This is a genomic window from Streptomyces sp. BK79 (genome assembly GCF_044142145.1).
GTDB lineage: Bacteria > Actinomycetota > Actinomycetes > Streptomycetales > Streptomycetaceae > Streptomyces.
In genome coordinates this window covers 256,690-281,963 of the sequence record NZ_JBHVOC010000003.1, presented here as the reverse complement: position 1 = coordinate 281,963, position 25,274 = coordinate 256,690, and the positions used below count along the sequence as shown (strand labels likewise).

Here is a 25,274-nt window from a genome sequence, read left to right as displayed (position 1 = left end):
CCCTCAGGGCGCTCATCGCCGGAGGCAACACCGTGACAGTGAAGGACATCCTGGACGCGATCCAGTCGCCCGAATCCACGCCGGCCGACATCGCCGCCCTGCCGCTCCCCGAGTCGTACCGCGCGATCACCGTGCACAAGGACGAGACCGAGATGTTCGCGGGCCTCGAGACCCGCGACAAGGACCCGCGCAAGTCGATCCACCTGGACGAGGTGCCGGTGCCCGAGCTGGGCCCGGGCGAGGCTCTGGTGGCCGTCATGGCCTCCTCGGTCAACTACAACTCGGTGTGGACCTCGATCTTCGAGCCGCTGTCGACGTTCGGCTTCCTGGAGCGCTACGGCCGCACCAACGAGCTGGCCAAGCGGCACGACCTGCCGTACCACATCATCGGCTCCGACCTGGCCGGCGTCGTCCTGCGCACCGGCCCGGGCGTCAACGCCTGGCAGCCGGGCGACGAGGTCGTCGCGCACTGCCTCTCCGTCGAGCTGGAGTCCTCCGACGGCCACAACGACACGATGCTCGACCCCGAGCAGCGGATCTGGGGCTTCGAGACCAACTTCGGCGGCCTCGCCGAGATCGCGCTGGTCAAGTCCAACCAGCTGATGCCGAAGCCCAAGCACCTCAGCTGGGAGGAGGCCGCCGCCCCGGGCCTGGTCAACTCCACCGCCTACCGCCAGCTGGTCTCCCGCAACGGCGCGGCGATGAAGCAGGGCGACAACGTCCTGATCTGGGGCGCGAGCGGCGGTCTCGGCTCCTACGCCACCCAGTTCGCGCTGGCCGGCGGCGCCAACCCGATCTGCGTCGTCTCCTCGCCGCAGAAGGCGGAGATCTGCCGCTCGATGGGCGCCGAGGCGATCATCGACCGCAACGCCGAGGGCTACAAGTTCTGGAAGGACGAGAACACCCAGGACCCGAAGGAGTGGAAGCGCTTCGGCAAGCGCATCCGCGAACTCACCGGCGGCGAGGACATCGACATCGTCTTCGAGCACCCCGGCCGCGAGACCTTCGGCGCGAGCGTCTACGTCACCCGCAAGGGCGGCACCATCACCACCTGCGCCTCGACCTCGGGCTACATGCACGAGTACGACAACCGCTACCTGTGGATGTCCCTGAAGCGCATCATCGGCTCCCACTTCGCCAACTACCGCGAGGCCTGGGAGGCCAACCGCCTCATCGCCAAGGGCAAGATCCACCCGACGCTCTCCAAGGTGTACTCCCTGGAGGACACCGGCCAGGCCGCCCACGACGTCCACCGCAACGCCCACCAGGGCAAGGTCGGCGTGCTGTGCCTGGCGCCCGAGGAGGGCCTGGGCGTGCGCGACGAGGAGAAGCGCGCGCAGCACATCGACGCCATCAACCGCTTCCGGAACATCTGAGGAGCGCCGCATGAGTGAGCGTCAGAAGGACCGGCCGTGGCTGATGCGGACCTACGCCGGTCACTCCACGGCCGAGGCGTCCAACGAGCTGTACCGGCGCAACCTCGCCAAGGGGCAGACGGGTCTGTCGGTCGCCTTCGACCTGCCGACCCAGACCGGCTACGACTCCGACCACGTCCTCGCCCGCGGCGAGGTCGGCCGGGTCGGCGTGCCGGTCGCGCACCTCGGTGACATGCGCCGGCTGTTCCAGGACATCCCCCTGGAGCGGATGAACACCTCGATGACCATCAACGCCACGGCCATGTGGCTGCTGGCGCTCTACCAGGTCGTCGCCGAGGAGCAGGGCGCGGACATCACCCGGCTCAGCGGCACGACCCAGAACGACATCGTCAAGGAGTACCTGTCCCGGGGGACGCACGTCTTCCCGCCGGGGCCGTCGCTCCGGCTGACGACGGACATGATCGCGTACACGGTCTCCCACATGCCGAAGTGGAACCCGATCAACATCTGCAGCTACCACCTGCAGGAGGCGGGCGCCACGCCGGTGCAGGAGATCGCGTACGCGATGTCCACCGCGATCGCCGTGCTCGACGCCGTGCGCGACAGCGGCCAGGTGCCCCAGGAGCGCATGGGCGACGTGGTCGGCCGCATCTCCTTCTTCGTGAACGCGGGTGTCCGCTTCGTCGAGGAGATGTGCAAGATGCGGGCCTTCGGGCGGATCTGGGACCGCGTCACGCGCGAGCGGTACGGCATCGAGGACCCCAAGCACCGCCGCTTCCGCTACGGCGTCCAGGTCAACTCGCTCGGTCTGACCGAGGCGCAGCCGGAGAACAACGTCCAGCGGATCGTCCTGGAGATGCTCGCGGTCACCCTGTCCAAGGACGCCCGCGCGCGTGCCGTGCAGCTCCCGGCCTGGAACGAGGCGCTCGGCCTGCCCCGCCCCTGGGACCAGCAGTGGTCGCTGCGCATCCAGCAGGTCCTGGCGTACGAGAGCGACCTGCTGGAGTACGGCGACCTCTTCGAGGGCTCGAAGGTCGTCGAGGCGAAGGTGGCCGAACTGGTCGAGGAGTCGCTCACCGAGATCGAGCGCATCCAGGAGATGGGCGGCGCGATGGCCGCCGTCGAGTCCGGCTACCTCAAGTCGCAGCTGGTCGCCTCGCACGCCGAGCGCCGGGCGCGGATCGAGTCCGGCGAGGAGAAGATCATCGGTGTCAACGCCTTCGAGGGCACCGAGCCCAACCCGCTGACCGCCGACCTGGACACCGCGATCCAGACCGTCGACCCGGCCGTGGAGGCCCGCGTCATCGCCTCGCTCCAGCACTGGCGCGACACGCGGTACCAGCCGCCCTTCAACCACCCGCGCCCCTGCAAGGCGCTGGAGAAGCTGAAGGAGGCCGCCAAGGGCACCGACAACCTCATGGAGGCCACCCTGGAGTGCGCCCGCGCCGGCGTCACGACCGGCGAGTGGGCCGGGGCGCTGCGCGAGGTGTTCGGCGAGTTCCGCGCCCCGACCGGTGTCTCGTCGGCGCCGGTGGCGATCGCGGCCGAGGAGGGCTCGGCGCTCGGCGAGGTCCGCCGCAAGGTGGACCTGACGGCCAGGGACCTCGGCGTCGGCAAGCTGCGCTTCCTGGTCGGCAAGCCCGGCCTGGACGGCCACTCCAACGGCGCCGAGCAGATCGCCGTGCGCGCCCGCGACGCCGGGTTCGAGGTGGTCTACCAGGGCATCCGGCTCACTCCCGAGCAGATCGTGGACGCGGCCCTCGCCGAGGACGTGCACGCGGTGGGCCTGTCCATCCTCTCCGGCTCGCACGCCCAACTGGTCCCGGACGTGCTGGAACGGCTGCATGTGGCGGGCGCCACAGATATACCGGTGATCGCCGGTGGCATCATCCCGAACGGTGACGCCGAACTGCTGCGGGCCGCCGGAGTGGCCGCGGTCTTCACCCCGAAGGACTTCGACATCACCGGAATCATCGGCCGCATCGTCGACGAGATCCGCACCGCGAACAAGCTCGACCCCCTGGAGGTCCCCGCATGACGACCGTCAACCGCCTTCGCCCCCGGCGTTCCTGCCTGGCCGTGCCCGGCTCGAACCCGCGCTTCCTGGAGAAGGCCCAGGGCCTCCCCGCCGACCAGGTCTTCCTCGACCTGGAGGACGCCTGCGCGCCGCTCGCGAAGCCGGAGGCCCGGCACACCATCGTCAAGTTCCTCAACGAGGGCGACTGGACCGGCAAGACCCGCGTCGTGCGCGTCAACGACTGGACGACCGAGTGGACGTACCGCGACGTCGTGACGGTGGTGGAGGGCGCGGGCCCCAACCTCGACTGCATCATGCTGCCGAAGGTCCAGGACGCCCAGCAGGTCGTCGCCCTCGACCTGCTGCTCACCCAGATCGAGAAGACGATGGGCTTCGAGGTCGGCCGGATCGGCATCGAGGCGCAGATCGAGAACGCGCAGGGCCTGAACAACGTCAACGAGATCGCGCAGGCCTCCCCGCGCGTGGAGACCATCATCTTCGGCCCGGCCGACTTCATGGCGTCCATCAACATGAAGTCCCTGGTCGTGGGCGAGCAGCCGCCCGGCTACCCGGCGGACGCCTACCACTACATCCTGATGAAGATCCTGATGGCCGCCCGCGCCAACAACCTCCAGGCGATCGACGGCCCCTACCTCCAGATCCGCAACGTCGACGGCTACCGCGAAGTCGCGCAGCGCGCCGCCGCCCTCGGCTTCGACGGCAAGTGGGTGCTGCACCCGGGCCAGGTCGAGGCGTCCAACGAGATCTTCTCTCCCTCCCAGGAGGACTACGACCACGCCGAACTGATCCTGGACGCGTACGACTACTACACGTCCGAGGCGGGCGGCAAGAAGGGCTCCGCGATGCTCGGCGACGAGATGATCGACGAGGCCAGCCGCAAGATGGCCCTGGTCGTCTCCGGCAAGGGACGTGCCGCCGGCATGACGCGCACCAGCAAGTTCGAGATCCCGGAGGGCTGAGGGCGATGCAGTTCGGACGGACCTACGAGGAGTTCGAGGTCGGTGCGACGTACAAGCACTGGCCGGGCAAGACGGTCACGGAGTACGACGACCACCTCTTCTGCCTCCTCACCATGAACCACCACCCGCTCCACATGGACACCAACTACGCCGAGAAGACCACGGACTTCGGCAAGAACGTGGTGGTGGGCAACTACGTCTACTCGCTCCTGCTCGGCATGTCCGTGCCGGACGTCTCCGGCAAGGCGATCGCCAACCTGGAGATCGAGTCGCTCAAGCACGTGGCACCGACCTTCCACGGCGACACGATCTACGGCCAGACCACGGTGCTCGACAAGTGGCCGTCGAAGTCGAAGAACGACCGCGGCATCGTGCACGTGGAGACCAAGGGCTACAAGCAGGACGGCACGCTGGTGTGCGTCTTCCGCCGCAAGGTGATGGTGCCCACCGAGACGTACGTCAAGGAGCGCGGCGGCGAGCAGCCGGGCCGCCCCGAACTGAAGGAACAGGGGAAGCAGTAATGGCGCGACTCGCCCAGACCGCCGGTCTCACGGACATCCAGCAGGAGATCCTGTCGACCGTCCGGGACTTCGTGGACAAGGAGATCATCCCGGTCGCGACCGAGCTGGAGCACCGGGACGAGTACCCGCAGGACATCGTCGACGGGCTCAAGGAGCTGGGCCTGTTCGGCCTGATGATCCCGGAGGAGTACGGGGGCCTCGGCGAGTCGCTCCTGACCTACGCGCTGTGCGTGGAGGAGATCGCCCGGGGCTGGATGTCGGTGTCCGGCATCATCAACACGCACTTCATCGTGGCGTACATGCTCAAGCAGCACGGCACCCAGGAGCAGAAGGACCACTTCCTGCCCCGCATGGCCGCCGGCGACATCAGGGGCGCCTTCTCGATGTCGGAGCCGGCGCTGGGCTCCGACGTCTCGGCGATCTCCTCCAAGGCGGTGAAGGACGGCGAGGAGTACGTCCTGAACGGCCAGAAGATGTGGCTCACGAACGGCGGTACGTCGTCGTTGGTGGCCGTTCTGGTGAAAAGTGACGAGGGTCACCCCGAGGGCACCGCGCCGCACAAGTCGATGACGACCTTCCTGGTGGAGAAGGAGCCGGGCTTCGGCGAGGTCCGACCCGGCCTGACCATCCCCGGCAAGATCGACAAGATGGGCTACAAGGGCGTCGACACCACCGAGCTCATCATGGACGGCCTGCGCGTTCCCGCCGACCGGGTGCTCGGCGGGGTCACCGGCCGGGGTTTTTACCAAATGATGGACGGCGTCGAGGTGGGCCGCGTCAACGTCGCGGCGCGTGGCTGCGGCGTCGCTCAGCGTGCCTTCGAGCTGGGCGTCCGGTACGCCCAGCAGCGTCACACTTTCGGCAAGCAGATCGCCCAGCACCAGGCCATTCAGTTCAAGCTCGCGGAGATGGCTACCAAGGTGGAGGCGGCGCATGCCATGATGGTGAACGCCGCACGCAAAAAGGACTCGGGCGAACGAAACGACCTGGAAGCGGGGATGGCCAAGTACCTCGCATCCGAGTATTGCAAGGAGGTCGTGGAGGACGCCTTCCGGATCCACGGCGGGTACGGCTTCTCCAAGGAGTACGAGATCGAGCGGCTCTACCGCGAGGCTCCCATGCTCCTGATCGGTGAAGGCACCGCCGAGATCCAGAAAATGATCATCGGCCGCCGACTGCTCGAAGAGTATCGGTTCCAGGGTTAGATGTCCGGATACGGGGTGTTTTCTTGGAGAAGAAGGTCACACCCCGTAGGCACCGTTCGGCCGCCGACTCGGCTTCCTGGCTTACCCAGTTGCGGCGGGAAGCCGCTACGATCGCCGGAAAGCCGCCGTCCCCCGTCAGTGTGCGGCATCATCCGCTACGAAGGTCATCCATGCCCCACAGCCAAACCTCTGCATCTCGCGACAGCCTGGCCGGCGTACGCCTCGCGCGCGGAGCATCGCCGTGGCTTCTGCCGACCGTCGCCACCGCAGCCGTCAGCCTCCTTGGCGCCCGCCGCTCCGGCGCCGCCAAGGCCGTCGCCGTTCCCGCCACCGCGCTCGCGGCGGGGATGCTGTGGTTCTTCCGCGACCCCGAGCGCGAGATCACGCAGGGCAGGGTCATCTCGCCCGCCGACGGTGTGGTGCAGAGCATCATGCCGTGGAAGGACGGGCGCACCCGCGTCGCGATCTTCATGAGCCCGCTCAACGTCCACGTCAACCGCGCGCCCCTGGCGGGCACGGTGACGTCGGTCGAGCACATTCCCGGTGGCTTCGTTCCCGCCTTCAACAAGGAGAGCGAGAACAACGAGCGCGTGGTGTGGCACTTCGACACCGAGCTGGGCGACATCGAGATGATCCAGATCGCCGGCGCGGTCGCCCGCCGCATCGTCCCCTACGTGCCGCAGGGCACCAAGGTCGAGCAGGGCGAGCGGGTCGGTCTGATCCGCTTCGGTTCGCGCGTCGACCTGTACCTGCCGGAGGGCGTCGAGGTCGCGGTCGAAGTGGGTCAGAAGACGGTGGCTGGGGTGACTCGCATTGACCGTGGTTGATCCGCAGACCCAGGCCGGCTGGGTGCCCGAGGCCGACGACGTGGACGACGAGGAGGAGATGCCCCTCTCGCTGCGCCTGTCGATAGCGGACACCCTCACCCTCGGCAACGCCACGTGCGGCTTCATGGCGGTGTACTTCACCACCACCGGCATCCTCATCCCGCACCTCATGGGCAGCGACGAGTCGGGCATGGCCCGGCACAGCGCCGCCACCGCGGTCATCCTGATGCTGTGCGCGGCGATCTTCGACCTGTTCGACGGTCTGGTCGCCCGCAAGCTCCGCTCGTCCCCGATGGGCGCCGAGCTGGACAACCTGTCCGACCTCATCAGCTTCGGGCTGGCCCCGGCGTACTTCGTCCTCGTCTACGGCATGGTCGCGGACGACGCCTACCAGCGCGTGGCGGCGGTGGGGGCGATCGTGGTGCTGCTGGCGGTGGTGCTGAGGCTCGCGCGGTTCTCCTGCGTCACCGTCAAGGACGGCACCTTCCAGGGCATGCCGTCGCCGTTCGGGGCGCTGACGGTGGTGTCGATCGTGCTGCTGGAGCTGCCCTTCGTGGCGACGCTGCTGGCGATCATCGGTACCGCGTGGCTGATGGTGAGCCGGGTGGAGTACCCGAAGCCGCGGGGCCGCCTCGCGGTGGCGATGCTGTCGTGGATCGTCCTGTCGATGGGGCTGCTGGCCGGCTGGGCCTTCGACGCGCCGAGCGGGCAGCTGCTGCTCCAGACGGGGTGTGCGCTGCAGCTGGTGATGGGCGCGGTGATCCCGCTGTTCGCCACCGCTCGCAAGGTGAACAATTTCCGTGACAACCGGCGGGAGGCGCGGGCGGCGCAGTTGCCGTAGCGCTCCGCCGAGTGGGCCCCGGACCCGGATGGGTCCGGGGCCCTCCGCTTTCCCGGTGGTCCGGCGTGGGCGGGGTCGCCCTGGGGGTTCCGCCCCCAGACCCCCGGGCCTGGCTACGCCAGGAAGTCCCGGCCGATCCGCTCCGCCACCCGCTCCAGGATGGGCCCCGCCTCGGCGATGCACTTCGCCACGTCCGGCTCGACGTCCGTCAGCGGGTACGCCCGCCGGATCCCGGCCCGCCCCAGCACCTCCGGCGCCAGCGCGAGGCGCCCGCACACCGCGACGACCTCCTTGCCCGCGGCCCGCGCCGCCGCCGCGACGCCCGCGGGGGCCTTGCCGTGCAGGGTCTGCTCGTCCAGCGAGCCCTCGCCCGTGATCACGAGGTCCGCCCGCTCCAGCGCCGGCGCGAAGCCGAGCACGTCCAGCATCACCTCGATGCCGGGCCGGAACCGCGCGCCCAGCAGCATCGCGCCGAACCCGATGCCGCCCGCCGCGCCCGCGCCCGGCGAGGCCGCGTACTCGGCGGCCCGCGCGCCCACGCCGTCGGTCTCCTCCAGCACCTTCGCGAAGTGCGCGAGGGCGGCGTCCAGGGCCGCCACGTCGTCCTCGGAGGCGCCCTTCTGCGGGCCGTAAACCGCCGGGGCGCCCTTCGGGCCGGTCAGCGGGTTGTCGACGTCGCTGGCGAGAACCAGCTCGACGTCCGAGAGCCGCGGGTCCAGTCCGGTCAGGTCGGCCGAGGCGACGCCGGCGAGGGCGCCCCCGCCCGGCGCGACCGGCTCACCGTCGCCGTCCAGGAACCGGGCGCCCAGCGCGGACAGCATCCCGGCGCCGCCGTCGGTGGTCGCGCTGCCGCCGACGCCGAACACGATCGTCCGCGCCCCCGCGTCCAGCGCGGCCCGCAGCAGCTCGCCGGAGCCGTACGTGGACGCCGTCAGCGCCGCCAGGACGCCTTCCGGGAGCCGCTGCAGGCCACTGGCCTCGGCCATCTCCACCACCGCGGTGCCGTCGCGCAGCGCGAACGCCGCCGTCACCTCGTCGCCGAGGGGCCCGGCGACCCGGACCTCCCGGCGCTCGAAACCGGCCGCGACCGCCGCGGCGACGGTGCCGTCACCGCCGTCGGCCACGGGCAGCGCCTCGACACCGAGGTCCGGCACGACGCGGCGCAGCCCGGCCGTCACCCGCTCGGCGACCTCGACGGCCGTCAGCGACCCCTTGAACTTGTCCGCGGCGACGAGCACCCTGCGGGTCCCGTCCACTGCAGCGTCAGCCACCTTGCTCTCCCCTTGCTCTCCGAGCCTTGCGCACGTCAAGGCAGTCGCGCCGCTTGCGACCATAACCGGAGGACACCCACCCCGTCATGCCCCTGCCCGCTCCCTGGAACGGCGGCGACGGCACGGGCCCGGCTCTCGCTACGCTTCCGGGATGAGCACTGCTGACTACGCCACCTACATCGCCTCGCTCCCCCGGGTCATCGCCGGCGCCGCCGCGGTCCTCCGGGACGCCGAGGGGCGGGTACTGCTCGTCGAGCCCAACTACCGCGAGGGCTGGACACTGCCCGGCGGGACCATCGAGGCGCAGGACGGGGAGACCCCGCGGCAGGGCGCGTGGCGGGAGACGGTGGAGGAAATCGGCCTGGACGTGCGGCTCGGCCGGCTGCTCGCGGTGGACTGGTCGCACGGGGCGGGCCGGCCGCCGATCGTGGCGTACCTGTACGACGGCGGGGTCCTGAGCGACGACGACCTCAAGGCGATCCGGTTGCAGGAGGAGGAGCTGCTGTCCTGGCGGCTGGTGTCGCGCGCGGAACTCGGCGAGCACCTCCTCGGCTCCCTGCACGGCCGGGTGCTGGCCGCGCTGGACGTGCTCGCGGACGGCTCGGGCACGGCCGAGCTGGAGAACGGCGTCCGGGTCGATCGATAAGCGTTCGCCCCTCGTCCGCCGGGCGTCCTAACCTCGACGGCATGACCAGCAAGCCCCTCGTCGCCCTCCTCAGCGGCGCCGGCGTGTCGACCGACTCCGGCATCCCCGACTACCGGGGTCCGAACGGGCTGTGGCGGCGCGATCCGGAGGCCGAGAAGCTCGTCACGTACGAGTACTACATGAACGATCCGGAGATCCGGCGCCGCTCCTGGCGGATGCGGCGCGAGACCCACGCGCTGCGGCCCGAGCCGAACGCCGCGCACCGGGCGGTGGCCGAGCTGGAGCGGCGCGGGGTACCGGTCCGGGTGATCACGCAGAACGTTGACGGCCTGCACCAGCTCGCCGGGCTCCCCGCCCGCAAGGTGCTGGAACTGCACGGCACGGCACGCGCCTACGTGTGCACGGGCTGCCGCGTCCGGGGCCCGATGGAGGACGCGCTGGCCCGCCTCGACGCGGGCGAGGACGACCCGCCGTGCCTGGAGTGCGGCGGCATCCTGAAGCCGGCGACCGTGATGTTCGGCGAGCGGCTCGACCCGGTGGTCCTCGGTGACGCCGTGGCCGTCAGCAAGGCGTGCCAGGTGTTCGTCGCCGTCGGCAGCAGCCTCCAGGTGCAGCCGGCCGCCGGACTCGCCGGGGTGGCCGCCGACCACGGGGCCCGCCTGGTCGTCGTCAACGCCGAGCCGACGCCGTACGACGACCTCGCCGACGAGGTCGTCCGGGAGCCCATCGGGACGGCCCTGCCCGAGCTGCTGCGCGGGCTGGGCGCCGGGTGACCGTGCCGGGTGGCTAAGGGGCGTCGTCTGGATCATGCCGGGGTCGCGACGACGCCCCCTAGAAGAGCGCCGAGCCCCGTTCGAAGTCCAGCAGGCGCTGCTTGCGTTCCAGGCCGCCGCCGTAGCCGGTGAGGCCGCCGCTCGCGCCGATGACGCGGTGGCAGGGGACGATGATGCCGATCGGGTTGCGGCCGTTGGCGAGGCCGACGGCGCGGGAGGCGTTCGGGGTGCCGAGGGCGGCGGCGAGTTCGCCGTAGGTGCGGGTCTCGCCGTAGGGGATCTTCCGGAGCTGGTCCCAGACCGTGCGCTGGAACGGGGTTCCGTTCAGGCGCAGGTCGAGGGTGAAGTCCGTCAGTTCGCCGGCGAAGTACGCCGCCAGCTCCTCCTCGGCCCGCGCGAACGGTCCGTCGTCGGCCGTTCCGAAGGTCTCCTCGGGCGGGCGGTGGCGCTGGCCGGTCATGTAGAGGCCGCTCAGGACGCCGTCGTCGGCGACCAGGGTGAGGGGGCCGTACGGGCTGTCGATCACGGTGTGCTGCTTCAGCGGTGCCACGGGTCCGTCCTTACACGGGCAGGAAGTTGATCGGATGGCTGTCGGTCGCCCACAGGTACTGGACCGCGTACGCCCGCCAGGGGCGCCAGGCCGCCGCGCGGGCGGTGAGCGCCGCCGGGGTCGAGGGCAGGCCCAGCTCCCCGGCGGCCCTGCGGATGCCGAGGTCGGTGGGGAGGAAGGCGTCGGGGTCGCCGAGGGCGCGCATGGCGATGACGTCGGCGGTCCAGGGGCCGAAGCCGGGCAGGGCGAGGAGTCTGGCGCGGGTCTCGGCCCAGTCCGTCTCGACGCCCAGGTTGAGCGAGCCGTCGGCGAGGCGGGACACGAGGGTGGTGAGGGTCGTGCGGCGGGTGCGGGGCATCGCCAGGGTCTCGGGGTCGACCTGTGCCAGCGCCGTCGCCGACGGGAAGAGGTGGGTCAGACCGCCCTCGGGGTCGTCGATCGCCTCGCCGTGGGCCGTGACCAGGCGGGCCGCGTGGGTGCGGGCGGCGGCGGTGGAGACCTGCTGGCCGAGGACGGCCCGTACGGCGAACTCCGCCTCGTCGACCGTGCGGGGCACACGCCGGCCGGGTGCCTTGTCGACCAGCGGCGCGAGCAGCGGGTCGGCGCGGAGCTGGTCGTCGACGGCGGTCGGGTCGGCGTCCAGGTCGAGCAGGCGCCGGCAGCGGCTGATCGCGACGGTCAGGTCGCGCGGGTCGCTGAGGGTGAGGCGGCACGCGATGTGGTCGGGTCGGGGGGTGAGGGCCACGATGCCGTGACCGTACGGGAGGCGCAGGGTGCGCCGGTACGCGCCCTCCCGCCACTCCTCCACGCCGGGTACGGCGGTGGCGGCGAGGTGGCCGAAGAGGTTGTCGGGGTTGAGGGGGGTGCGGAAGGGGAGGCGGAGGGACAGGGCGCCGGGGGTGGAACCGGGGGCGGGGGCGGAGCCCGTGACGGTGTCCGGGGCCGGGCCGGCCGTGCGGCGCTTCGGGGCGCGGCTGCGCAGCTCGCTCGGGGCGAGGGCGTACACCTCGCGGACGGTGTCGTTGAAGGTGCGGACGGAGGAGAAGCCGGCCGCGAAGGCGATGTCCGCCATCGGCAGCGGGGTGGTCTCGATGAGCAGGCGGGCGGTCTGGGCGCGCTGGGCGCGGGCGAGCGCCAGCGGGCCGGCGCCCAGCTCGGCGAGCAGCTGGCGCTCCACCTGCCGGGTGCTGTAGCCGAGCCGGGCGGCGAGGCCGGGGACGCCCTCGCGGTCGACGACGCCGTCGGCGATCAGCCGCATGGCGCGGGCGGTGAGGTCGGCGCGCAGGTTCCACTCAGGGGAGCCCGGGCTGGCGTCCGGGCGGCAGCGTTTGCACGCCCGGAAGCCGGCCTGCTGGCAGGCGGCCGCGCTGGGGTGGAAGGTCATGTTCTCGGGCTTCGGCGGCACCACCGGGCAGCTGGGCCGGCAGTAGATGCCCGTGGTCAGGACGGCCGTGTAGAACCAGCCGTCGAATCGCGCGTCCTTCGACCGCACGGCGCGCACGCAGCGCTCGGTGTCGGTGTGCATTCCCGTCCGCATGGGTCCAGGATGGCCCGCCGGCCGGGCTGGGGCTGGCGGGAATCCGACATGGACGTCACGCTTCCTGGGCCGCTCCGGATCGCCAGGCCGACTCGCGCAGCAGCCGCAGGCCGTTGAGGCCGACCAGGACGGTCGAGCCCTCGTGCCCGGCGACGCCGAGCGGCAGCGGCAGATGCCCGATCAGGTCCCACAGGACCAGGACGGTGATGCACGTCCCGGCGATGACCAGGTTCTGCGCCACCAGCCGGCGCGCGCGCCGGGACAAGCGTACGACGGCGGGTACGGCCGCCAGCTCGTCGCGCACCACGACCGCGTCGGCGGTCTCCAGGGCCAGGTCGGAGCCGGCGCGGCCCATGGCGACTCCGGCGTGCGCGGCGGCGAGGGCGGGCGCGTCGTTGACGCCGTCGCCGACGAAGAGCACCTTGCGGCCGGCCCGCTCCAGCTCCCGTACGGCGGCGACCTTGTCCTCGGGCAGCAGGTCGGCGCGGACGTCGGTGAGGCCGGTGGCGGTGGCGACGCGGGCGGCGGCGGGCGCGTTGTCGCCGGTGAGCAGGGTGGGGGCGGTGCCGTTGAGGGCGGTGAGCGCGGCGGTGGCGCCGGCGGCGTCGGTCCGGAGGCGGTCGGTGAGGGTGAGGGTGCCGACGGGGGTGCCGTCGCGGGTGACCTGGACGGTGGTCTCGGCGCCCTCGGGTGTCTCGGCGCGGCCGACGCGCACCTCGTGGCCGTCGACGATCGCGGTGACGCCGCGTCCGGGGGTGGCGGCGAAGTCCTCGGCCGGTGCGATGCGCAGGTCCCGGGCGCGGGCGGCGGCCACGACGGCGCGGGCCAGCGGGTGCTCGCTGGGATGCTCGGCGGCGGCGGCGAGCGCGAGGAGGGCGTCCTCGTCTAGGCCGGAGCCGGGCAGCGGGCGTACGGCGGTCACCTCGGGGGTGCCCTCGGTGAGGGTGCCGGTCTTGTCGAGGGCGGCGGTGTCGATCTCGCCGAGGCGTTCCATCGCGACGGCGGACTTCACCAGGACGCCGTGCCGGCCGGCGTTGGCGATGGCGGACAGCAGGGGCGGCATGGTCGCGAGGACGACCGCGCAGGGCGAGGCGACGATCATGAAGGTCATGGCGCGCAGCAGGGCGTCGGTGAGGTCGGCGCCGAAGGCGAGCGGGATGCCGAAGACCGCGAGGGTGGCCACCACCACGCCGACGGCGTAGCGCTGCTCGATCTTCTCGATGAACAGCTGCGTCGGCGCCTTGGTGCGGGACGCCTCCTCGACGAGGGTGACGATGCGGGCGATCACCGAGTCGGCGGGGTCGCGCCCGACGCGGACGCGCAGGGCGCCGGTGCCGTTGAGGGTGCCGGCGAAGACGTCGTCGCCGGCGCGCTTGAGGACGGGGAGGGACTCGCCGGTGATGGTGGCCTGGTCGACCTCGCCCTCGCCGTCGAGGACCGTGCCGTCGGCGCCGATCCGCTCGCCGGGGCGGACCAGGAGCACGTCGCCGACGGCGAGGTCCGCGGTGGGGACGGTCTCCTCGCGGTCACCGGTCACGCGGGTCGCGGTGGTGGGGGCGAGGTCGAGCAGGCCGCGCACGGAGTCGGCGGTGCGGGCGGTGGCGAGGGCCTCCAGGGCGCCGGAGGTGGCGAAGATGACGATCAGCAGGCCGCCGTCGAGGACCTGGCCGATGGCCGCCGCGCCGAGCGCCGCGACGATCATCAGCAGGTCGACGTCCAGGGTCTTCTCGCGCAGCGCCCGCAGGCCCTCCAGCGCCGGTTCCCAGCCGCCGGCGGCGTAGGCGAGCGCGTACAGCGGGCCGTACGTCCAGGCGGGGGCGCCGGCGAGGTCGAACGGGAGCGCCGCGAGGAAGGCGAGCAGCGAGGCGAGCGCCCAGCGGGCCTCGGGCAGGGCGAGGACGCGGGTGCGGCGGCGGGGCGCCCGGCGGACGGGCGTGGGGACCGGGGTGGGGGCGAGCGTGGTGGACACGCGGCACACCATACAGGAACAAATGAAGACTCGTTCATGCGTTCATGTGTGGTGAGTAGGATGAGCGCATGGGTCACGGAGCCGCCACCACCGCGCAGGACGCCGCCGCACGTGTGCGTCTGGACGCGGACAACGTCGCCAAGGTCGCCACCACGCTCCAGGCCCTGTCCACGCCCTCCCGGCTGCTGATCCTCGCGAGGCTGCGCGAAGGCCCGTTGCCCGCGACCGAGTTGGCCGCCGAGGTCGGCATGGAGCAGTCGGCCTGCTCGCACCAGTTGCGGCTGCTGCGCAATCTGGGCCTGGTGGTGGGTGAGCGCAGCGGCCGGTCGGTGGTGTACGCGCTGCACGACGACCATGTGGCCGGGCTGCTCGACCAAGCCGTCTACCACGTGGAGCACCTGCGGCTGGGGATCAGCGACGCGGCTCAGTGAGCAGTTCCCGCATGCTCTCGGCCGCGCGTACGGCGGCGTCCGCGCAGCAGTTGTTGAACAGCACGTGCAGTTCGTCCGTCCGGCGGGCGGCCCGCCGCAGCCGGGGCGCCCAGGCGGCGAGTTCGGCCGGGGAGTAGTCGTACCGGAAGCGGTCCTCCTTGCTGCCCCTCCCCCAGGCCCGGCTGCGTCCGTGGAAGCGGACGACGGCGAGGTCCGGCCGGGTGACCGGCGCGATGGGCGGCAGGGAGCCGGGCAGGCCCTGCACCATGTCGGTGCCGACGGCCGAGGCACCGAGGGCGGACAGCAGGGCGTGGGTGGCGTCCGCGCGCTCCGGCTCCCACCATCCGGGGTGGCGGAACTCCACCGCGAGCGGCCAGCCCTCGGTGCGCTGGGCGCACGCTTCGAGCGCCTCCTCGGCCGGGGCGCCGGGCGCGAACCACGGCGGGAACTGGAACAGCACGGTGCCGAGCCGCCCGGCCTTGCGCAGCGGTTCGACCGCCTCGGCGAAGCGTCCCCACACCTCGTCCAGGAGCCCTTCGCCCGCCTGTCCGCGCCTCAGCGCGGCGGGCCCCGCGCCCCGCAGGTCGGGCGGCAGGGCCTCCACCCGCGTGGGGTGGCCGGTGAGCAGCGAGAACGCCTTGACGTCGAAGCGGAAGCCCTCCGGCGTGCGCTCCACCCACAGCTCGCTGTTGCGGCGGCTCGGCAACGCGTAGTACCCGGAGTCCACTTCGACGACGGGCAGCCGCGACGCGTAGTGCCGCAGCCGCCCCTCGGCGTCCCGCCGCCCGCGCGGATACCAGCCGCTCGCCACGAGCTGACGGTCCGTCCAGGAACACGCGCCGACCAGTACGTCACCCATGGGAGCCCGGGTACCCCGGGCACCCGGACCTCTAATCGGTCGCCGTGGGCCGCCGCGAGAGCGCCGTCGCCTCCTTCACGTCCGGCAGCGGACGCAGCCGGTAGGTGTACGCGTAGTCCCGGTCGGCGAAGAGCTTGAACTCGTCGTGCGTGTGCGCGCCCCAGCTGTTGTCGCCGCCGACGCCCATCTGACGGTGGTTCAGCCTCAGGACGACCGCGTCCCTCGGCGTGAGCTGGTAGTCGTGCCGCGCCCCGGCCGACAGGTCCTCCGGGGTGAAGTGGGAGGCGTTGAACTCCAGCAGGGGTTCGCCCGAGGCGAGCAGGCCCGCCCCGTCGCCGTCGGTGAGGGCGACCCAGCGGACGTCGGTCTTGTTGCCGTTCTCCTGCGGGCGGATGTAGGGCGTCCACTGCTCGGCGACGGTCCCGGAGTACAGGCCGACGTCGGTGCCGGTGTTGCGGTCCCAGTGGTTCTCCTCGGGGCCCCGGCCGTACCAGTGCAGCCGGTCCAGGCCGCGCGGCAGGAACAGCAGCGTCCCGACCTCGGGGATGTAGGGCAGGTTCGCGGCGCCCGGGCGCAGGGTGTTGTCGACCTTGACCTCGCCGTTGCCGAAGACCGTGTACGTGGTGGAGTACGCCGACTCCACGGTGGTCGGCAGGGTGCCGCTCACCTTGATCTCGACGGCCCGGTCGCCCAGCGTCCGCACGGTGACGTCGGTGACCTTCCGGCGGGCGCCCGCGTCGCGCCAGGTCTGGTTGCGGGTGTGCTGGCCGTTGCCCTTGTCGTTGTCGGTGGGCGCGCGCCAGAAGTTGGGCACCGGGCCGGAGGTGATCAGCCGCCTGCCCTTCACCTCGTAGGAGGTGAGGGTGCCGGTGCGCTTGTCGACGGTGACCGAGAAGCCCCGGCCGTCGACGGTGACCTCGTCCTCGCCGTCCCGGTGGCGCAGGGACGGCACCCGCTCCAGGGGCACGGGGGTCGCGGCGGGGGCGTGCGCGTCGAGGGCGAGCTGCCGCCGGGCGACCTCGAATCCCGCCTTCGCCCAGGGGGTGGCCTCCTTCGTGGTGAAGGACAGCTCCAGGAAGAACTCGGTGCCCGGCGCCGGGTCGTCCGGCAGCCGTACGGGCACGGTGATGTCCTTGCGGGACAGCGGCGCCACGTCCAGCTGGTCGCGGGTGAGCCGTCCGCGCCGCACGGTGCGCCCGTCGGCGACGAGGGCCCAGTGGCCGTCGAACTCGCGGAGGTTGGTGAAGAGGTGTTCGTTGACGAGGGTGACCGCGCCCGGGCCGCCGGACCGCCGCTCGGCGCCGACCGCCTGGTAGACCCGCTTGACCTCGGCGGCCTTGCCGGTGTGCCCCCGGTCGGCGAGGACGACGCCGTCGGCGACGAAGCAGCCGTCGTTGGGGTTGTCGCCCCAGTCACCGCCGTACGCGAGGAAGGTCTTCTCCTTCGTCCGCCGCCGCTCCACCTTCACGCTCGCCGCGTCGAACCAGAACCGCACCCCGTCGTCACCGGGGCCACGGCCGCCGTCGGCCAGTTCGGCGGCGGTGAGGGCGCGGGCGTAGACGCGGGCGCGGCGGATCGTGCCGCTGAACTCGCGGACCTGGTTGTCGGCGTCGGTGGCCAGCGCCAGGGAGGCGGTGTTGTTCGCGGGGCGCCGGTCGGTGGTGCGGGTCGCCCGGCGCTCGCCGTCGACGTACAGGGTGAGGGTGCCGGCGTCCGCGTCGAAGACGCCCGCGATGTGGTGCTCGCGGCCGGTCCAGTCCTCGGGCACGGTCCAGGTAGCGGTGATCCACTGGCCGCCGGAGTGGATGAAGAACTCCAGGGACCGGTTGTTCTGCTTCAGTGCGTACTGGGTGTCGCCCTTGGCGATGATCGGCTGGTGGTAGCCGGTGACGTCCGGGGTGACCCAGGCCTCCAGGGTCAGCGAGCCGGTGAGGTCGAGGCGCTCGTCGCGGGCGAAGACCGTGCCGCCGGACAGGCCCTCGCCGCGCTCGAAGGTGCCGGAGGCGGCGAGGATCTCCCCGCGCAGGCCGGCGGGACCCTCCTCGGTCAGCAGGGTGCGCCGCGGGACCGGCCAGGTCAGCGACTGGTCGACGAAGTCCCAGATCCAGCCGCCCTGGAGCACGTCGTACCGGCGGATCAGGTCCCAGTACTTCTTGAAGTTGCCGGTGGAGTTCCCCATCGAGTGGGCGTACTCGATCATGACGTACGGCCGGGTGTCAGAGGTGTCCTCGGCCCGCTGCTCGACGCGCTGCGGGGTGTCGTACATCTCGGAGCGGATGTCGCTGATGCCCGGTCGGTCGTCGCCCTCGTACTGGATGACGCGGGTGGGGTCGTAGGAGCGGATCCAGTCGTGCATGGCGGTGAAGGTGGAGCCGCCGCCCGCCTCGTTGCCGAGCGACCAGATGACGACCGAGGCGTGGTTCTTGTCGCGGTGGACCATGTTCTGGGCGCGGGCCACGCAGGCCTCGGTCCAGTCGGGGTGGTCGCCGGGGTACTCCTCGCGGATGCCGTGGGTCTCCAGGTTGGTCTCGTCGACGAGGTAGAGGCCGTACTCGTCGGCGAGTTCGTACCACAGCGGGTTGTTCGGGTAGTGCGAGGTGCGGACGCTGTTCATGTTCAGCCGCTTGATGATCGTGATGTCCTCGACCATGTCCTCGCGGGTGAGGGCGGTGCCCCGGTCGGGGTGCATCTCGTGGCGGTTGGTGCCGCGGAAGGAGACGGGCCTGCCGTTGATCCGCATCAGGCCGTCCTTGAGCGCGAACTCGCGGAAGCCGACCCGGTGGGACAGTGTCTCGACCACCTTGCCGGCCGGGTCGCGCAGGTGCAGGACGGCCGTGTAGAGGTTCGGGTGCTCCGCCGACCACAGCCTCGGCTTCGGTACGGCCTTCGCCGACCGCACGGTGACGTCCTGGCCGGCGCCCGCCGTGGCGAGGTCGGCGGACTGCTCCAGCGGCCGGGACCAGACGGCGTGCCCGCGGGCGTCGTACAGCTGGGTCTCGACGGTGTACCGGCCCGCGTCCCTCGCCGCGTCGCCGTACGCCCGCACGCTCGCGGTGACGGCCAGCTCGGCGTCCGTGTACGTGTCGTCGAGGGGGGTGTCCAGCTTGAAGTCGCGCAGGTGGACGGCCGGGGTGGAGTACAGGTGGACCGAGCGGAAGATGCCGCTCAGCCGGATCATGTCCTGGTCCTCCAGCCAGTCGCCGTCGGCGTAGCGGTAGACCTCGACGGCGATCTGGTTGGTGCCGGGCTCGAGGAGGTCGGTGATGTCGTACTCGGACGGGGTGTAGGAGTCCTCGTCGTAGCCGGCCAGTTCGCCGTTGATCCACACGTAGTGGGCGGACTTGACGCCCTCGAAGTGCAGGAAGGTGCGGCGGCCGTCCCAGTCGCGGGGGACGGTGAAGGTGCGCCGGTACTGGCCGACCGGGTTGTAGCGGGTCGGCGCGGCGGGCGGCTCCGGGTCCTCGCCGCGGCCGTTGGGGCCCCAGTACGGGTAGGTGATGTTGAGGTAGATCGGGAAGTCGTGGCCGTGCAGCTGCCACACGGACGGGACCGGGATGGTCTCCCAGTCGCCGTCGTCGGTGTCCGTGCGGTGGAAGTCGACGTCCCGGTCCTCGGGGCGGTCGGCGTAGGCGAACTTCCAGGTGCCGTCCAGGCTCAGGCGGTACGGCGAGCGGGTGCGGTCGCCGGCGAGGGCCTGTCTCACGTCCGCGTACGGCGTCAGCGTGGTGTGCGGCGGCTCGGTGCCGACGCGGAAGACGCCGAAGTCGTTCCACTCCGGGGGCTCGTCGGCCGCCGCCGGCCGGCCGGCCGCCCGCGCGACTCCGGCCGACGCGGACAGGGCGAGCGCGCCGAGGACGGCGGCACCGCCCTCCAGGAGACGGCGACGGCTGACGAGCGGCCGGGGGCGGGGGGCCGGGAGTGCGGCGGGTGACACGGGCGAGTGCGGCATGACCGTGGCCTTCCGTGGGGCTTCGGGGGGCGGCTCAACGCACGGTGCTGTGAGGGCGGTTGCCGTGGGGATGGTTCACAACTGCCGGTGACGCGGCGACTACTGAGTCACGCACACCCTAGGACCCGAACACAACCGAATCAATTACCCCGTCGGACTTTGTTGTTTCCTGAGGAAGGGCTCGGGCGCCTCGGACTCGGGCGCCCGCTCCCCCGGCACTCAGGCGTCCTGTACTCCGGGCCTGCCCGCCTCGATCACGAACGACTTGTCGGTGCGGACCGGGGCGCCGGGGCGGGTGACGTAGTCGACGACGCGGTAGTCGGCCCGGTAGCTCTCCCTGGACACCGAGCAGCTCACGTAGCCGCGGCGGCTGCTGTAGTACTTGGTGTGCGGGTTCTCGTCCCAGTACACCTGCCCGGGGTCGTGGGTGGCGGAGCCGTCGCCGCCCGAGGTGATGGACGTGGTGACGAACTCGCTGCCCAGCAGCCGCGTCTCGGGGCGCTCGAAGTCGCGGCGCAGGTCGTTGGTCCAGTTGTTGTGCACGTCGCCGGTGAGGACGACGAAGTTGTCGATGCGGCGCTCCTCGACATAGCCGAGCACCCGGTCGCGGGAGACGCGGTAGCCGTCCCAGCCGTCGTTGTAGCCGCCGTCGTCCGGGCCGGCGACGGCGTCCCAGTTGGCGAAGTAGATCTGCTGCGGGAGCACGTTCCAGGTGGAGCGCGAGCGGGACAGGCTGCGCTCCAGCCAGGCGTGCTGCTCGGCGCCGAGGATGGTGGCCTTCGGGTCCCACTGCTCCGGGCCGGAGACCTGCCACTTGTCGCCGTAGGGCTGGTCGGTGCGGTACTGGCGGGTGTCCAGCACGCTGAAGGTCGCGGTGGACCCGAACTCCAGGCGCCGGTACAGCGGCAGCGCCGTGTCCACCGGCTTGCGCAGGCGCCGCAGCGGCATGTGCTCCCAGTACGCCTGGTAGGCGGCCCGGCGACGGGCGGCGAAGCGGGCGGTGGTGTCGTTGCCCTGGCCGGCGTCGGTGTTCTCCGGGCTCAGGTCGGCGTAGTTGTTGTCGGTCTCGTGGTCGTCCCAGGTGACGACGAAGGGCGCGGTGGCGTGCAGCAGCCTGAGGTCGGGGTCGGTCTTGTACTGGGCGTGCCGCGCGCGGTACTCGGCGAGGGTGTTCATCTCGTCGCCGTGGTGCGTGCGCACCTTGCCGTTGACGCCGGCGGCGTACTCGTAGAGGTAGTCACCGAGGTGGAAGACCACGTCGGGGCGCTCGGCGGCCATGTGCCGGTACGCCGTGAAGTGGCCCTGCTCCCAGTTGGCGCAGGAGGCGAAGGCGAAGTCGACGGTCGGCGAGGTGCCGGGGGCCGGGGCGGTACGGGTGCGGCCCACCGGCGACACCGCGTCGCCGGCGCGGAAGCGGTAGTAGTACTCGTGGTGGGGGCGCAGGCCGCGCACGTCGGCGTGGACGGTGTGCGCCTCGGCGGGCACGGCGTGCTCCACGCCCCGCTTCACGACCTTCCGGAACCGCTCGTCGAGGGCGACCTCCCACCGCACGGCGACCGGACGCCGGGGCATGCCGCCGTCGTCGTCCAGGGGCTTCGGCGCCAGGCGGGTCCACAGCACGACCCCGTCGGGGAGCGGGTCGCCGGATGCGACGCCGAGCCGGAACGGGTCGGCCGGGACGCGGCCCGGCACGAGGGGCGCGGCGGGTGCGGCGGTCGCGGCGGGTGCGGCACCGGTGCCGAGCAGCACCGCGCCGGCGCCGGCGGCGCCCGCGAGGCCGAGGAAGCCCCTTCTCTTGAGAGCGTTCGCGGAGGTGGGGAGCGGTCGCCGGTCGGGGGTCATCGAACCTCCAGGGGACGGATGGCCGGACGACAACCAGGCAATCGGCGCGGGATGAACCGCGTTTTCCGCTTCCGTGGACCGCGCTTGACCGATACATGTCCATGAAGGTTCCCGGGGGCCGGGCCCGGGGGTGGGGTCAGCCGCGCGTCAGGGTGCCCCAGTCCACGGTGCGGTGGCACCAGCGGTCGAGGAGGACGCGGTCGTGGCCGACGGCCAGCAACCCGGCGCCGGTGGCGGCCCGGTAGTCCTCCACCACGCGGACGAGGGCGGCCGTCGTCGACGCGTCGAGCATCGCCGTCATCTCGTCGCAGACCAGCCAGCGCGGGCGCAGGACGAGGGCGCGGGCGAGGCAGGCGCGCTGCAACTGGCCGTCGCTGACCTCGTGCGGGCGCCTGCTCAGCAGGTCGGTGGTCAGGCCGACGGTGGCGGCCAGTTCGGCGACCCGGCCGGTGATGCCCTCGCGTCGGCCGGTGGCGCGCAGCGGTTCGGCGATCAGGTCGGTGAGCGCGAGGCGGGGGTCGGCGGAGAGCCGGGCCTGCTGGAAGACGACGCCGAAGGCGGTGCGCTGGTCGCGCGGGGCGCGGTGGCGCCAGCGCCGTACGGGGGTGCCGTCGACGAACAGGGTGCCGGCGTCGGGCTGGTGCAGCAGGGCCGCGACCCGCGCGAGGGTGGACTTGCCGCAGCCGCTCGGACCGAGCAGCCCCACGGCCTCGCCCGGCGCGACGGACAGCGAGACGTCCCGGAACACGGGTGCGTTCCGGGCGTACCCGGCGGTGATGGCGCTCAGTTCAAGCACGGTCGGCGGCCTCCGTGAGCGCGGCGTGCGGGTGGTGGCAGGCGACCGTGCCGGTGAGCGGCGGCAGGGCGGTGCAGGTTTCGGTGGCCCGGTCGCAGCGGGCGGCGAAGGCGCAGCCGCCGGGGAGGGCGCCGAGTTCGGGCGGCAGGCCGGGGATGGGGGTGAAGGCGCGGTCGGGCAGGGCGTCGAGCAGGCCCCGGCTGTAGGGGTGGCGGGGGCCGGGGGCGCCGAAGAACTCGCGGGCGTCGGCGAGTTCCACGACGCGGCCCGCGTACATCACGGCGACCCGGTCGGCGACGCGTTCGGCGGCGGCCAGGTCGTGGGTGATCATCAGCAGGGCCCGGCTCTCGCCGCCCGCCTTGTTGTCGACATGCCGGCGCAGCTCGTCCACGGTGCGGTCCACCAGGTCCCGGTCGAGGCCGGTGGTCGGCTCGTCGGCGAGCAGCAGCGGGGCGTCGCCGACCAGGGCGAGGGCGGTGGCGGCGCGCTGGGCGAGGCCGCCGGAGAGTTCGTGCGGGTGGTGGTCGAGGTGGGTCACGGGGAACGCGGCGCGTGCGGCGGCGGCCTCGGCGGTCTCGCGCAGGGCCGCGCGGCCGCGCACCCCGGTGAGTTCGGCGACCGTCTCCTCCAGCTGCGAGCGGATGGTGCGGACCGGCGTGAGGTGGGCGGCCGGGCTCTGCGGGACGAGGCCGATCAGCCTGCCGCGGACGGTGCGGGCGAAGGTCCGCTCGTCGGCGGTGAGCAGGTCGAGGTCGCCGAGCAGCGCGCTGCCCGCGATGCGCGCGTTGCCGGGGAGCAGGCCGAGCAGGGCGGAGGCGAGGACGGACTTGCCGCAGCCGCTCTCGCCGATCAGGGCCAGGCACTCGCCGGCCGCCACGTCGAAGTGGGCGTCGGTGACGGCGGCGACGCGGCGCCCGCCCGGCATCAGGAAGCGCACCGACAGACCGCGTACCGACAGCACGGGGGCTCGCTCGGTCACAGCATCAGCTCCGATCGGCGACGGGGGTTGATCCGCTCCCGCCAGGCACCGGCGAGACCGGCGACGGCGAGGGTGGGCACGATGATGAACAGACCGGGGAAGAGCGTCGGCCACCACTGCCCGGCGAGCAGCGAACCCCGCGCCTCCTGGATGAGGTTGCCGAGGCTCGCGGTGTGGGTGGGCAGGCCGAGGCCGAGGAAGGACAGCGCCGACTCGTGCCACATGGCGTGCGGCACCATCAGTACGGCGGCCAGCGCGGCCTGCGGCAGCACGCCCGGCAGCAGATGCCGTACGGCCACCCGCCACCGGGAGGCGCCGCCGGAGACGGCCGCGTCGACGTAGGGGCGTGAGCGCAGGGACAGCACCTCGGCGCGGACGATGCGCGCGGTGGACAGCCAGTGGGTGAGCGCGACCGAGATCACCACCGGCCAGACGCCGGGGCGGAACATCGCGACGATGAAGATGCCGAGCAGCAGGTGGGGCACGGACGAGATGGTGTCCACGACCCGCATCACGGCGCGGTCGACCCAGCCGCCCAGCGCGCCGGCGGTGGCGCCGACGGCGGTGCCCACGACCGTCGCCGTCAGGGCCGCCGCCACGCCGACGAGCAGCGAGACACGCAGTCCGTACACGCAGCGCAGGAGCAGGTCCCGGCCCACGTCGTCGGTGCCGAAGGGGTGCGCCCAGCTGGGAGCCTGCAGCTTGGCGGCCAGGTCGACGGCCTGCTGGTCGAGCTGCACCAGCGGCGGCACCAGCAGCACCGCGAGGACCGTGACGGTCAGCAGCGCGGCGGAGACGCGCAGGCGCAGGGTGCGGGTGGAGCGGCGGTCGGTGCCGTGGGTGCGCCACACGGTGCCGGGCCCTCCCGCCGTCCCGGCCGCGGCCTTCTCGGCGGTGAGGTCAGCCATGGGACTCACATTTCACTGAGCTTCACCCTCGGGTCGAAGAGGCCGTAGAGCAGGTCGGCGAGCAGGTTGCCGGCGAGGACGGCGGCGGTGGCGAGGGTGGTGAGGGCGGCCAGCAGCGGGAAGTCGACGGCGGTGGCCGCCTCGACGGTGGCCGCCGCGATGCCCGGCCAGCTGAAGACGCTCTCCACCAGCAGCGCGCCGGTGATGAGTTCCGGCACCCGGGAGCCGATCAGCGTGAGCACCGGCAGCAGTCCCGAGCGCAGGGCGTGCCCGAACAGGACCTTCCCCTCGCCGATGCCGCGGGCCCGGGCGCCGCGCACCGGGTCCTCCGCGAGGGCGTCGCCGACGCCCTGGCGCACGTACAGGGTGAACCAGGGCAGCTGGGAGACGGCGAGCACACCGGCGGGCAGGACGATGTGGCTCGCGACCTGGCCGAAGGTGACCTGTTCGCTTGCGGTGTCCGTCAGGCCGCCGGCCGGCAGCACGTCCCACTGGAGGGCGAACAGCCACACCGCGAGCAGCGCGATCCAGAAGACCGGCGCGGCCTCCAGCGTGTACGCGAGCGAGGTGACCGCCCGGTCGAGCGCCGAGCCGGGACGGCGGGCGGCCAGCACCCCGAGGAGCGTGCCCACGAGGACGGCGGCCGCGAAGGCGACGGCGCACAGCAGCGCGGACCAGGCGAGGCGTTCGCCGATGACCTGCGCCACCGGCTGGCGCATCACGCCGGAGTGGCCGAGGTCGCCGGTGAGCGCGGAGGTCAGCCACTCCCACCAGCGGACCACGAACGACTGGTCCACGCCGAGGTTCTCCCGCAGCCGGTCCAGGGTCTCCTGGTCGGCGCCGAGCGCGGCAGTGCCGGCGTACGCCTTGACGGGGTCGAAGGGGGAGGCGGCGGCGATGGCGAAGACGCCGAAGGTGACGACGAGGACGACGGGGACGGCGAACAGCGCCCGCCGCCCCGCCAGGCGTGCCATCGCTGTCCAGGGCAGCCTCCCGG

The 25,274-nt window shown here is 72.4% G+C and carries 21 protein-coding genes; 10 read left to right on the top strand and 11 right to left on the bottom strand.

Going from position 1 to position 25,274, the window contains the following annotated elements; all coding sequences use genetic code 11:
• Positions 1 to 32 precede the first annotated feature (32 nt).
• The 7 genes from ccrA (at position 33) to pssA (ending at position 7,767) form a co-directional block, all read left to right on the top strand.
• The gene (gene ccrA / locus ACFIF2_RS05075) at positions 33 to 1,376 is read left to right on the top strand and encodes a crotonyl-CoA carboxylase/reductase (RefSeq protein WP_395571259.1); all 1,344 of its coding nucleotides are present in this window, start codon (positions 33 to 35) and stop codon (positions 1,374 to 1,376) included.
• A gap of 10 nt (positions 1,377 to 1,386) precedes the next feature.
• Positions 1,387 to 3,414: a protein meaA gene (locus ACFIF2_RS05070; protein ID WP_395571258.1), complete on the top strand. Its 2,028-nt coding sequence runs from the start codon at positions 1,387 to 1,389 to the stop codon at positions 3,412 to 3,414.
• Positions 3,411 to 4,373: an HpcH/HpaI aldolase/citrate lyase family protein gene (locus tag ACFIF2_RS05065; protein ID WP_395571257.1), complete on the top strand. Its 963-nt coding sequence runs from the start codon at positions 3,411 to 3,413 to the stop codon at positions 4,371 to 4,373. Before ACFIF2_RS05070 ends, ACFIF2_RS05065 begins: the two co-directional genes overlap by 4 nt.
• A gap of 5 nt (positions 4,374 to 4,378) precedes the next feature.
• Positions 4,379 to 4,894, top strand: a complete 516-nt coding sequence (locus ACFIF2_RS05060) for a MaoC family dehydratase (RefSeq protein WP_395571256.1) — start codon at positions 4,379 to 4,381, stop codon at positions 4,892 to 4,894.
• Positions 4,894 to 6,099 (top strand): acyl-CoA dehydrogenase family protein, encoded by a 1,206-nt coding sequence (locus tag ACFIF2_RS05055; RefSeq protein WP_395571255.1) that lies wholly within the window; start codon positions 4,894 to 4,896, stop codon positions 6,097 to 6,099. The genes ACFIF2_RS05060 and ACFIF2_RS05055 overlap by 1 nt, the downstream gene beginning before the upstream one ends.
• A 170-nt stretch (positions 6,100 to 6,269) precedes the next feature.
• Positions 6,270 to 6,926, top strand: a complete 657-nt coding sequence (locus ACFIF2_RS05050; RefSeq protein WP_395571388.1) for a phosphatidylserine decarboxylase — start codon at positions 6,270 to 6,272, stop codon at positions 6,924 to 6,926.
• Positions 6,927 to 6,948: 22 nt separating this feature from the next.
• Positions 6,949 to 7,767: a CDP-diacylglycerol--serine O-phosphatidyltransferase gene (gene pssA, locus ACFIF2_RS05045; RefSeq protein ID WP_395571387.1), complete on the top strand. Its 819-nt coding sequence runs from the start codon at positions 6,949 to 6,951 to the stop codon at positions 7,765 to 7,767.
• Between the two features lie 113 nt (positions 7,768 to 7,880).
• Here the strand turns inward: pssA and ACFIF2_RS05040 are convergent, their stop codons facing one another.
• Positions 7,881 to 9,005: a glycerate kinase gene (locus ACFIF2_RS05040; RefSeq protein ID WP_395571386.1), complete on the bottom strand. Its 1,125-nt coding sequence runs from the start codon at positions 9,003 to 9,005 to the stop codon at positions 7,881 to 7,883.
• Positions 9,006 to 9,189: 184 nt separating this feature from the next.
• On the opposite strand from ACFIF2_RS05040, the gene ACFIF2_RS05035 reads away from it, so the two are divergent.
• On the top strand, positions 9,190 to 9,684 hold the full coding sequence (locus ACFIF2_RS05035) for an NUDIX domain-containing protein (protein WP_395571254.1): 495 nt from the start codon (positions 9,190 to 9,192) through the stop codon (positions 9,682 to 9,684).
• A gap of 41 nt (positions 9,685 to 9,725) precedes the next feature.
• The gene (locus ACFIF2_RS05030; protein WP_395571253.1) at positions 9,726 to 10,457 is read left to right on the top strand and encodes an SIR2 family NAD-dependent protein deacylase; all 732 of its coding nucleotides are present in this window, start codon (positions 9,726 to 9,728) and stop codon (positions 10,455 to 10,457) included.
• 58 nt (positions 10,458 to 10,515) lie between these two features.
• On the opposite strand, the gene ACFIF2_RS05025 is transcribed toward ACFIF2_RS05030, so the two are convergent.
• From ACFIF2_RS05025 to ACFIF2_RS05015, 3 genes are all read right to left on the bottom strand, one after another.
• The gene (locus ACFIF2_RS05025) at positions 10,516 to 10,998 is read right to left on the bottom strand and encodes a methylated-DNA--[protein]-cysteine S-methyltransferase (RefSeq protein WP_395571385.1); all 483 of its coding nucleotides are present in this window, start codon (positions 10,996 to 10,998) and stop codon (positions 10,516 to 10,518) included.
• A gap of 19 nt (positions 10,999 to 11,017) precedes the next feature.
• Positions 11,018 to 12,532 (bottom strand): AlkA N-terminal domain-containing protein, encoded by a 1,515-nt coding sequence (locus tag ACFIF2_RS05020; protein WP_395571384.1) that lies wholly within the window; start codon positions 12,530 to 12,532, stop codon positions 11,018 to 11,020.
• 67 nt (positions 12,533 to 12,599) lie between these two features.
• Positions 12,600 to 14,525 carry a heavy metal translocating P-type ATPase gene (locus ACFIF2_RS05015; RefSeq protein ID WP_395571252.1) on the bottom strand — a complete coding sequence of 642 codons (1,926 nt, stop codon included), beginning with the start codon at positions 14,523 to 14,525 and terminating at the stop codon, positions 12,600 to 12,602.
• A 56-nt stretch (positions 14,526 to 14,581) separates the two neighbouring features.
• Between ACFIF2_RS05015 and ACFIF2_RS05010 the strand changes: the two genes are divergently transcribed.
• Complete coding sequence (locus tag ACFIF2_RS05010) at positions 14,582 to 14,944, top strand: ArsR/SmtB family transcription factor (protein ID WP_395571251.1); 363 nt, start codon at positions 14,582 to 14,584, stop codon at positions 14,942 to 14,944.
• On the opposite strand, the gene ACFIF2_RS05005 is transcribed toward ACFIF2_RS05010, so the two are convergent.
• The 7 genes from ACFIF2_RS05005 to ACFIF2_RS04975 all read right to left on the bottom strand — a co-directional run bounded on the left by ACFIF2_RS05005 (position 14,925) and on the right by ACFIF2_RS04975 (position 25,251).
• A complete protein-coding gene (locus ACFIF2_RS05005) occupies positions 14,925 to 15,803 on the bottom strand; it encodes a DUF72 domain-containing protein (protein ID WP_395571250.1) in 879 nt (292 codons plus the stop codon). The two genes, ACFIF2_RS05010 and ACFIF2_RS05005, sit on opposite strands and share 20 nt — an antisense overlap.
• 31 nt (positions 15,804 to 15,834) lie before the next feature.
• Positions 15,835 to 19,752 (bottom strand): glycoside hydrolase family 2 TIM barrel-domain containing protein, encoded by a 3,918-nt coding sequence (locus tag ACFIF2_RS05000; RefSeq protein ID WP_395571249.1) that lies wholly within the window; start codon positions 19,750 to 19,752, stop codon positions 15,835 to 15,837.
• Positions 19,753 to 19,971: 219 nt separating this feature from the next.
• Positions 19,972 to 21,594 (bottom strand): alkaline phosphatase D family protein, encoded by a 1,623-nt coding sequence (locus ACFIF2_RS04995; RefSeq protein ID WP_395571248.1) that lies wholly within the window; start codon positions 21,592 to 21,594, stop codon positions 19,972 to 19,974.
• A 136-nt stretch (positions 21,595 to 21,730) separates the two neighbouring features.
• Positions 21,731 to 22,390, bottom strand: coding sequence for an ABC transporter ATP-binding protein (locus ACFIF2_RS04990; protein WP_395571247.1), 660 nt, complete (start codon positions 22,388 to 22,390; stop codon positions 21,731 to 21,733).
• On the bottom strand, positions 22,383 to 23,369 hold the full coding sequence (locus ACFIF2_RS04985; RefSeq protein WP_395571246.1) for an ABC transporter ATP-binding protein: 987 nt from the start codon (positions 23,367 to 23,369) through the stop codon (positions 22,383 to 22,385). Before ACFIF2_RS04985 ends, ACFIF2_RS04990 begins: the two co-directional genes overlap by 8 nt.
• Positions 23,366 to 24,277 carry an ABC transporter permease gene (locus ACFIF2_RS04980; RefSeq protein WP_395571245.1) on the bottom strand — a complete coding sequence of 304 codons (912 nt, stop codon included), beginning with the start codon at positions 24,275 to 24,277 and terminating at the stop codon, positions 23,366 to 23,368. The genes ACFIF2_RS04985 and ACFIF2_RS04980 overlap by 4 nt, the downstream gene beginning before the upstream one ends.
• A 5-nt stretch (positions 24,278 to 24,282) precedes the next feature.
• Positions 24,283 to 25,251: an ABC transporter permease gene (locus ACFIF2_RS04975; RefSeq protein WP_395571244.1), complete on the bottom strand. Its 969-nt coding sequence runs from the start codon at positions 25,249 to 25,251 to the stop codon at positions 24,283 to 24,285.
• Between the last annotated feature and the right edge of the window lie 23 nt (positions 25,252 to 25,274).

Bases quoted from the DNA above. Each gene is read 5' to 3' on its own strand.
- ACFIF2_RS05070 (WP_395571258.1), top strand. From the start codon at position 1,387: ATGAGTGAGCGTCAGAAGGACCGGCCGTGGCTGATGCGGACCTACGCC.
- ACFIF2_RS05065 (WP_395571257.1), top strand. From the start codon at position 3,411: ATGACGACCGTCAACCGCCTTCGCCCCCGGCGTTCCTGCCTGGCCGTG.
- ACFIF2_RS05060 (WP_395571256.1), top strand. From the start codon at position 4,379: ATGCAGTTCGGACGGACCTACGAGGAGTTCGAGGTCGGTGCGACGTAC.
- ACFIF2_RS05055 (WP_395571255.1), top strand. From the start codon at position 4,894: ATGGCGCGACTCGCCCAGACCGCCGGTCTCACGGACATCCAGCAGGAG.
- ACFIF2_RS05050 (WP_395571388.1), top strand. From the start codon at position 6,270: ATGCCCCACAGCCAAACCTCTGCATCTCGCGACAGCCTGGCCGGCGTA.
- ACFIF2_RS05035 (WP_395571254.1), top strand. From the start codon at position 9,190: ATGAGCACTGCTGACTACGCCACCTACATCGCCTCGCTCCCCCGGGTC.
- ACFIF2_RS05030 (WP_395571253.1), top strand. From the start codon at position 9,726: ATGACCAGCAAGCCCCTCGTCGCCCTCCTCAGCGGCGCCGGCGTGTCG.
- ACFIF2_RS05020 (WP_395571384.1), bottom strand. From the start codon at position 12,532: ATGCACACCGACACCGAGCGCTGCGTGCGCGCCGTGCGGTCGAAGGAC.
- ACFIF2_RS05015 (WP_395571252.1), bottom strand. From the start codon at position 14,525: ATGGTGTGCCGCGTGTCCACCACGCTCGCCCCCACCCCGGTCCCCACG.
- ACFIF2_RS05010 (WP_395571251.1), top strand. From the start codon at position 14,582: ATGGGTCACGGAGCCGCCACCACCGCGCAGGACGCCGCCGCACGTGTG.
- ACFIF2_RS05005 (WP_395571250.1), bottom strand. From the start codon at position 15,803: ATGGGTGACGTACTGGTCGGCGCGTGTTCCTGGACGGACCGTCAGCTC.
- ACFIF2_RS05000 (WP_395571249.1), bottom strand. From the start codon at position 19,752: ATGCCGCACTCGCCCGTGTCACCCGCCGCACTCCCGGCCCCCCGCCCC.
- ACFIF2_RS04995 (WP_395571248.1), bottom strand. From the start codon at position 21,594: ATGACCCCCGACCGGCGACCGCTCCCCACCTCCGCGAACGCTCTCAAG.
- ACFIF2_RS04980 (WP_395571245.1), bottom strand. From the start codon at position 24,277: ATGGCTGACCTCACCGCCGAGAAGGCCGCGGCCGGGACGGCGGGAGGG.
- ACFIF2_RS04975 (WP_395571244.1), bottom strand. From the start codon at position 25,251: ATGGCACGCCTGGCGGGGCGGCGGGCGCTGTTCGCCGTCCCCGTCGTC.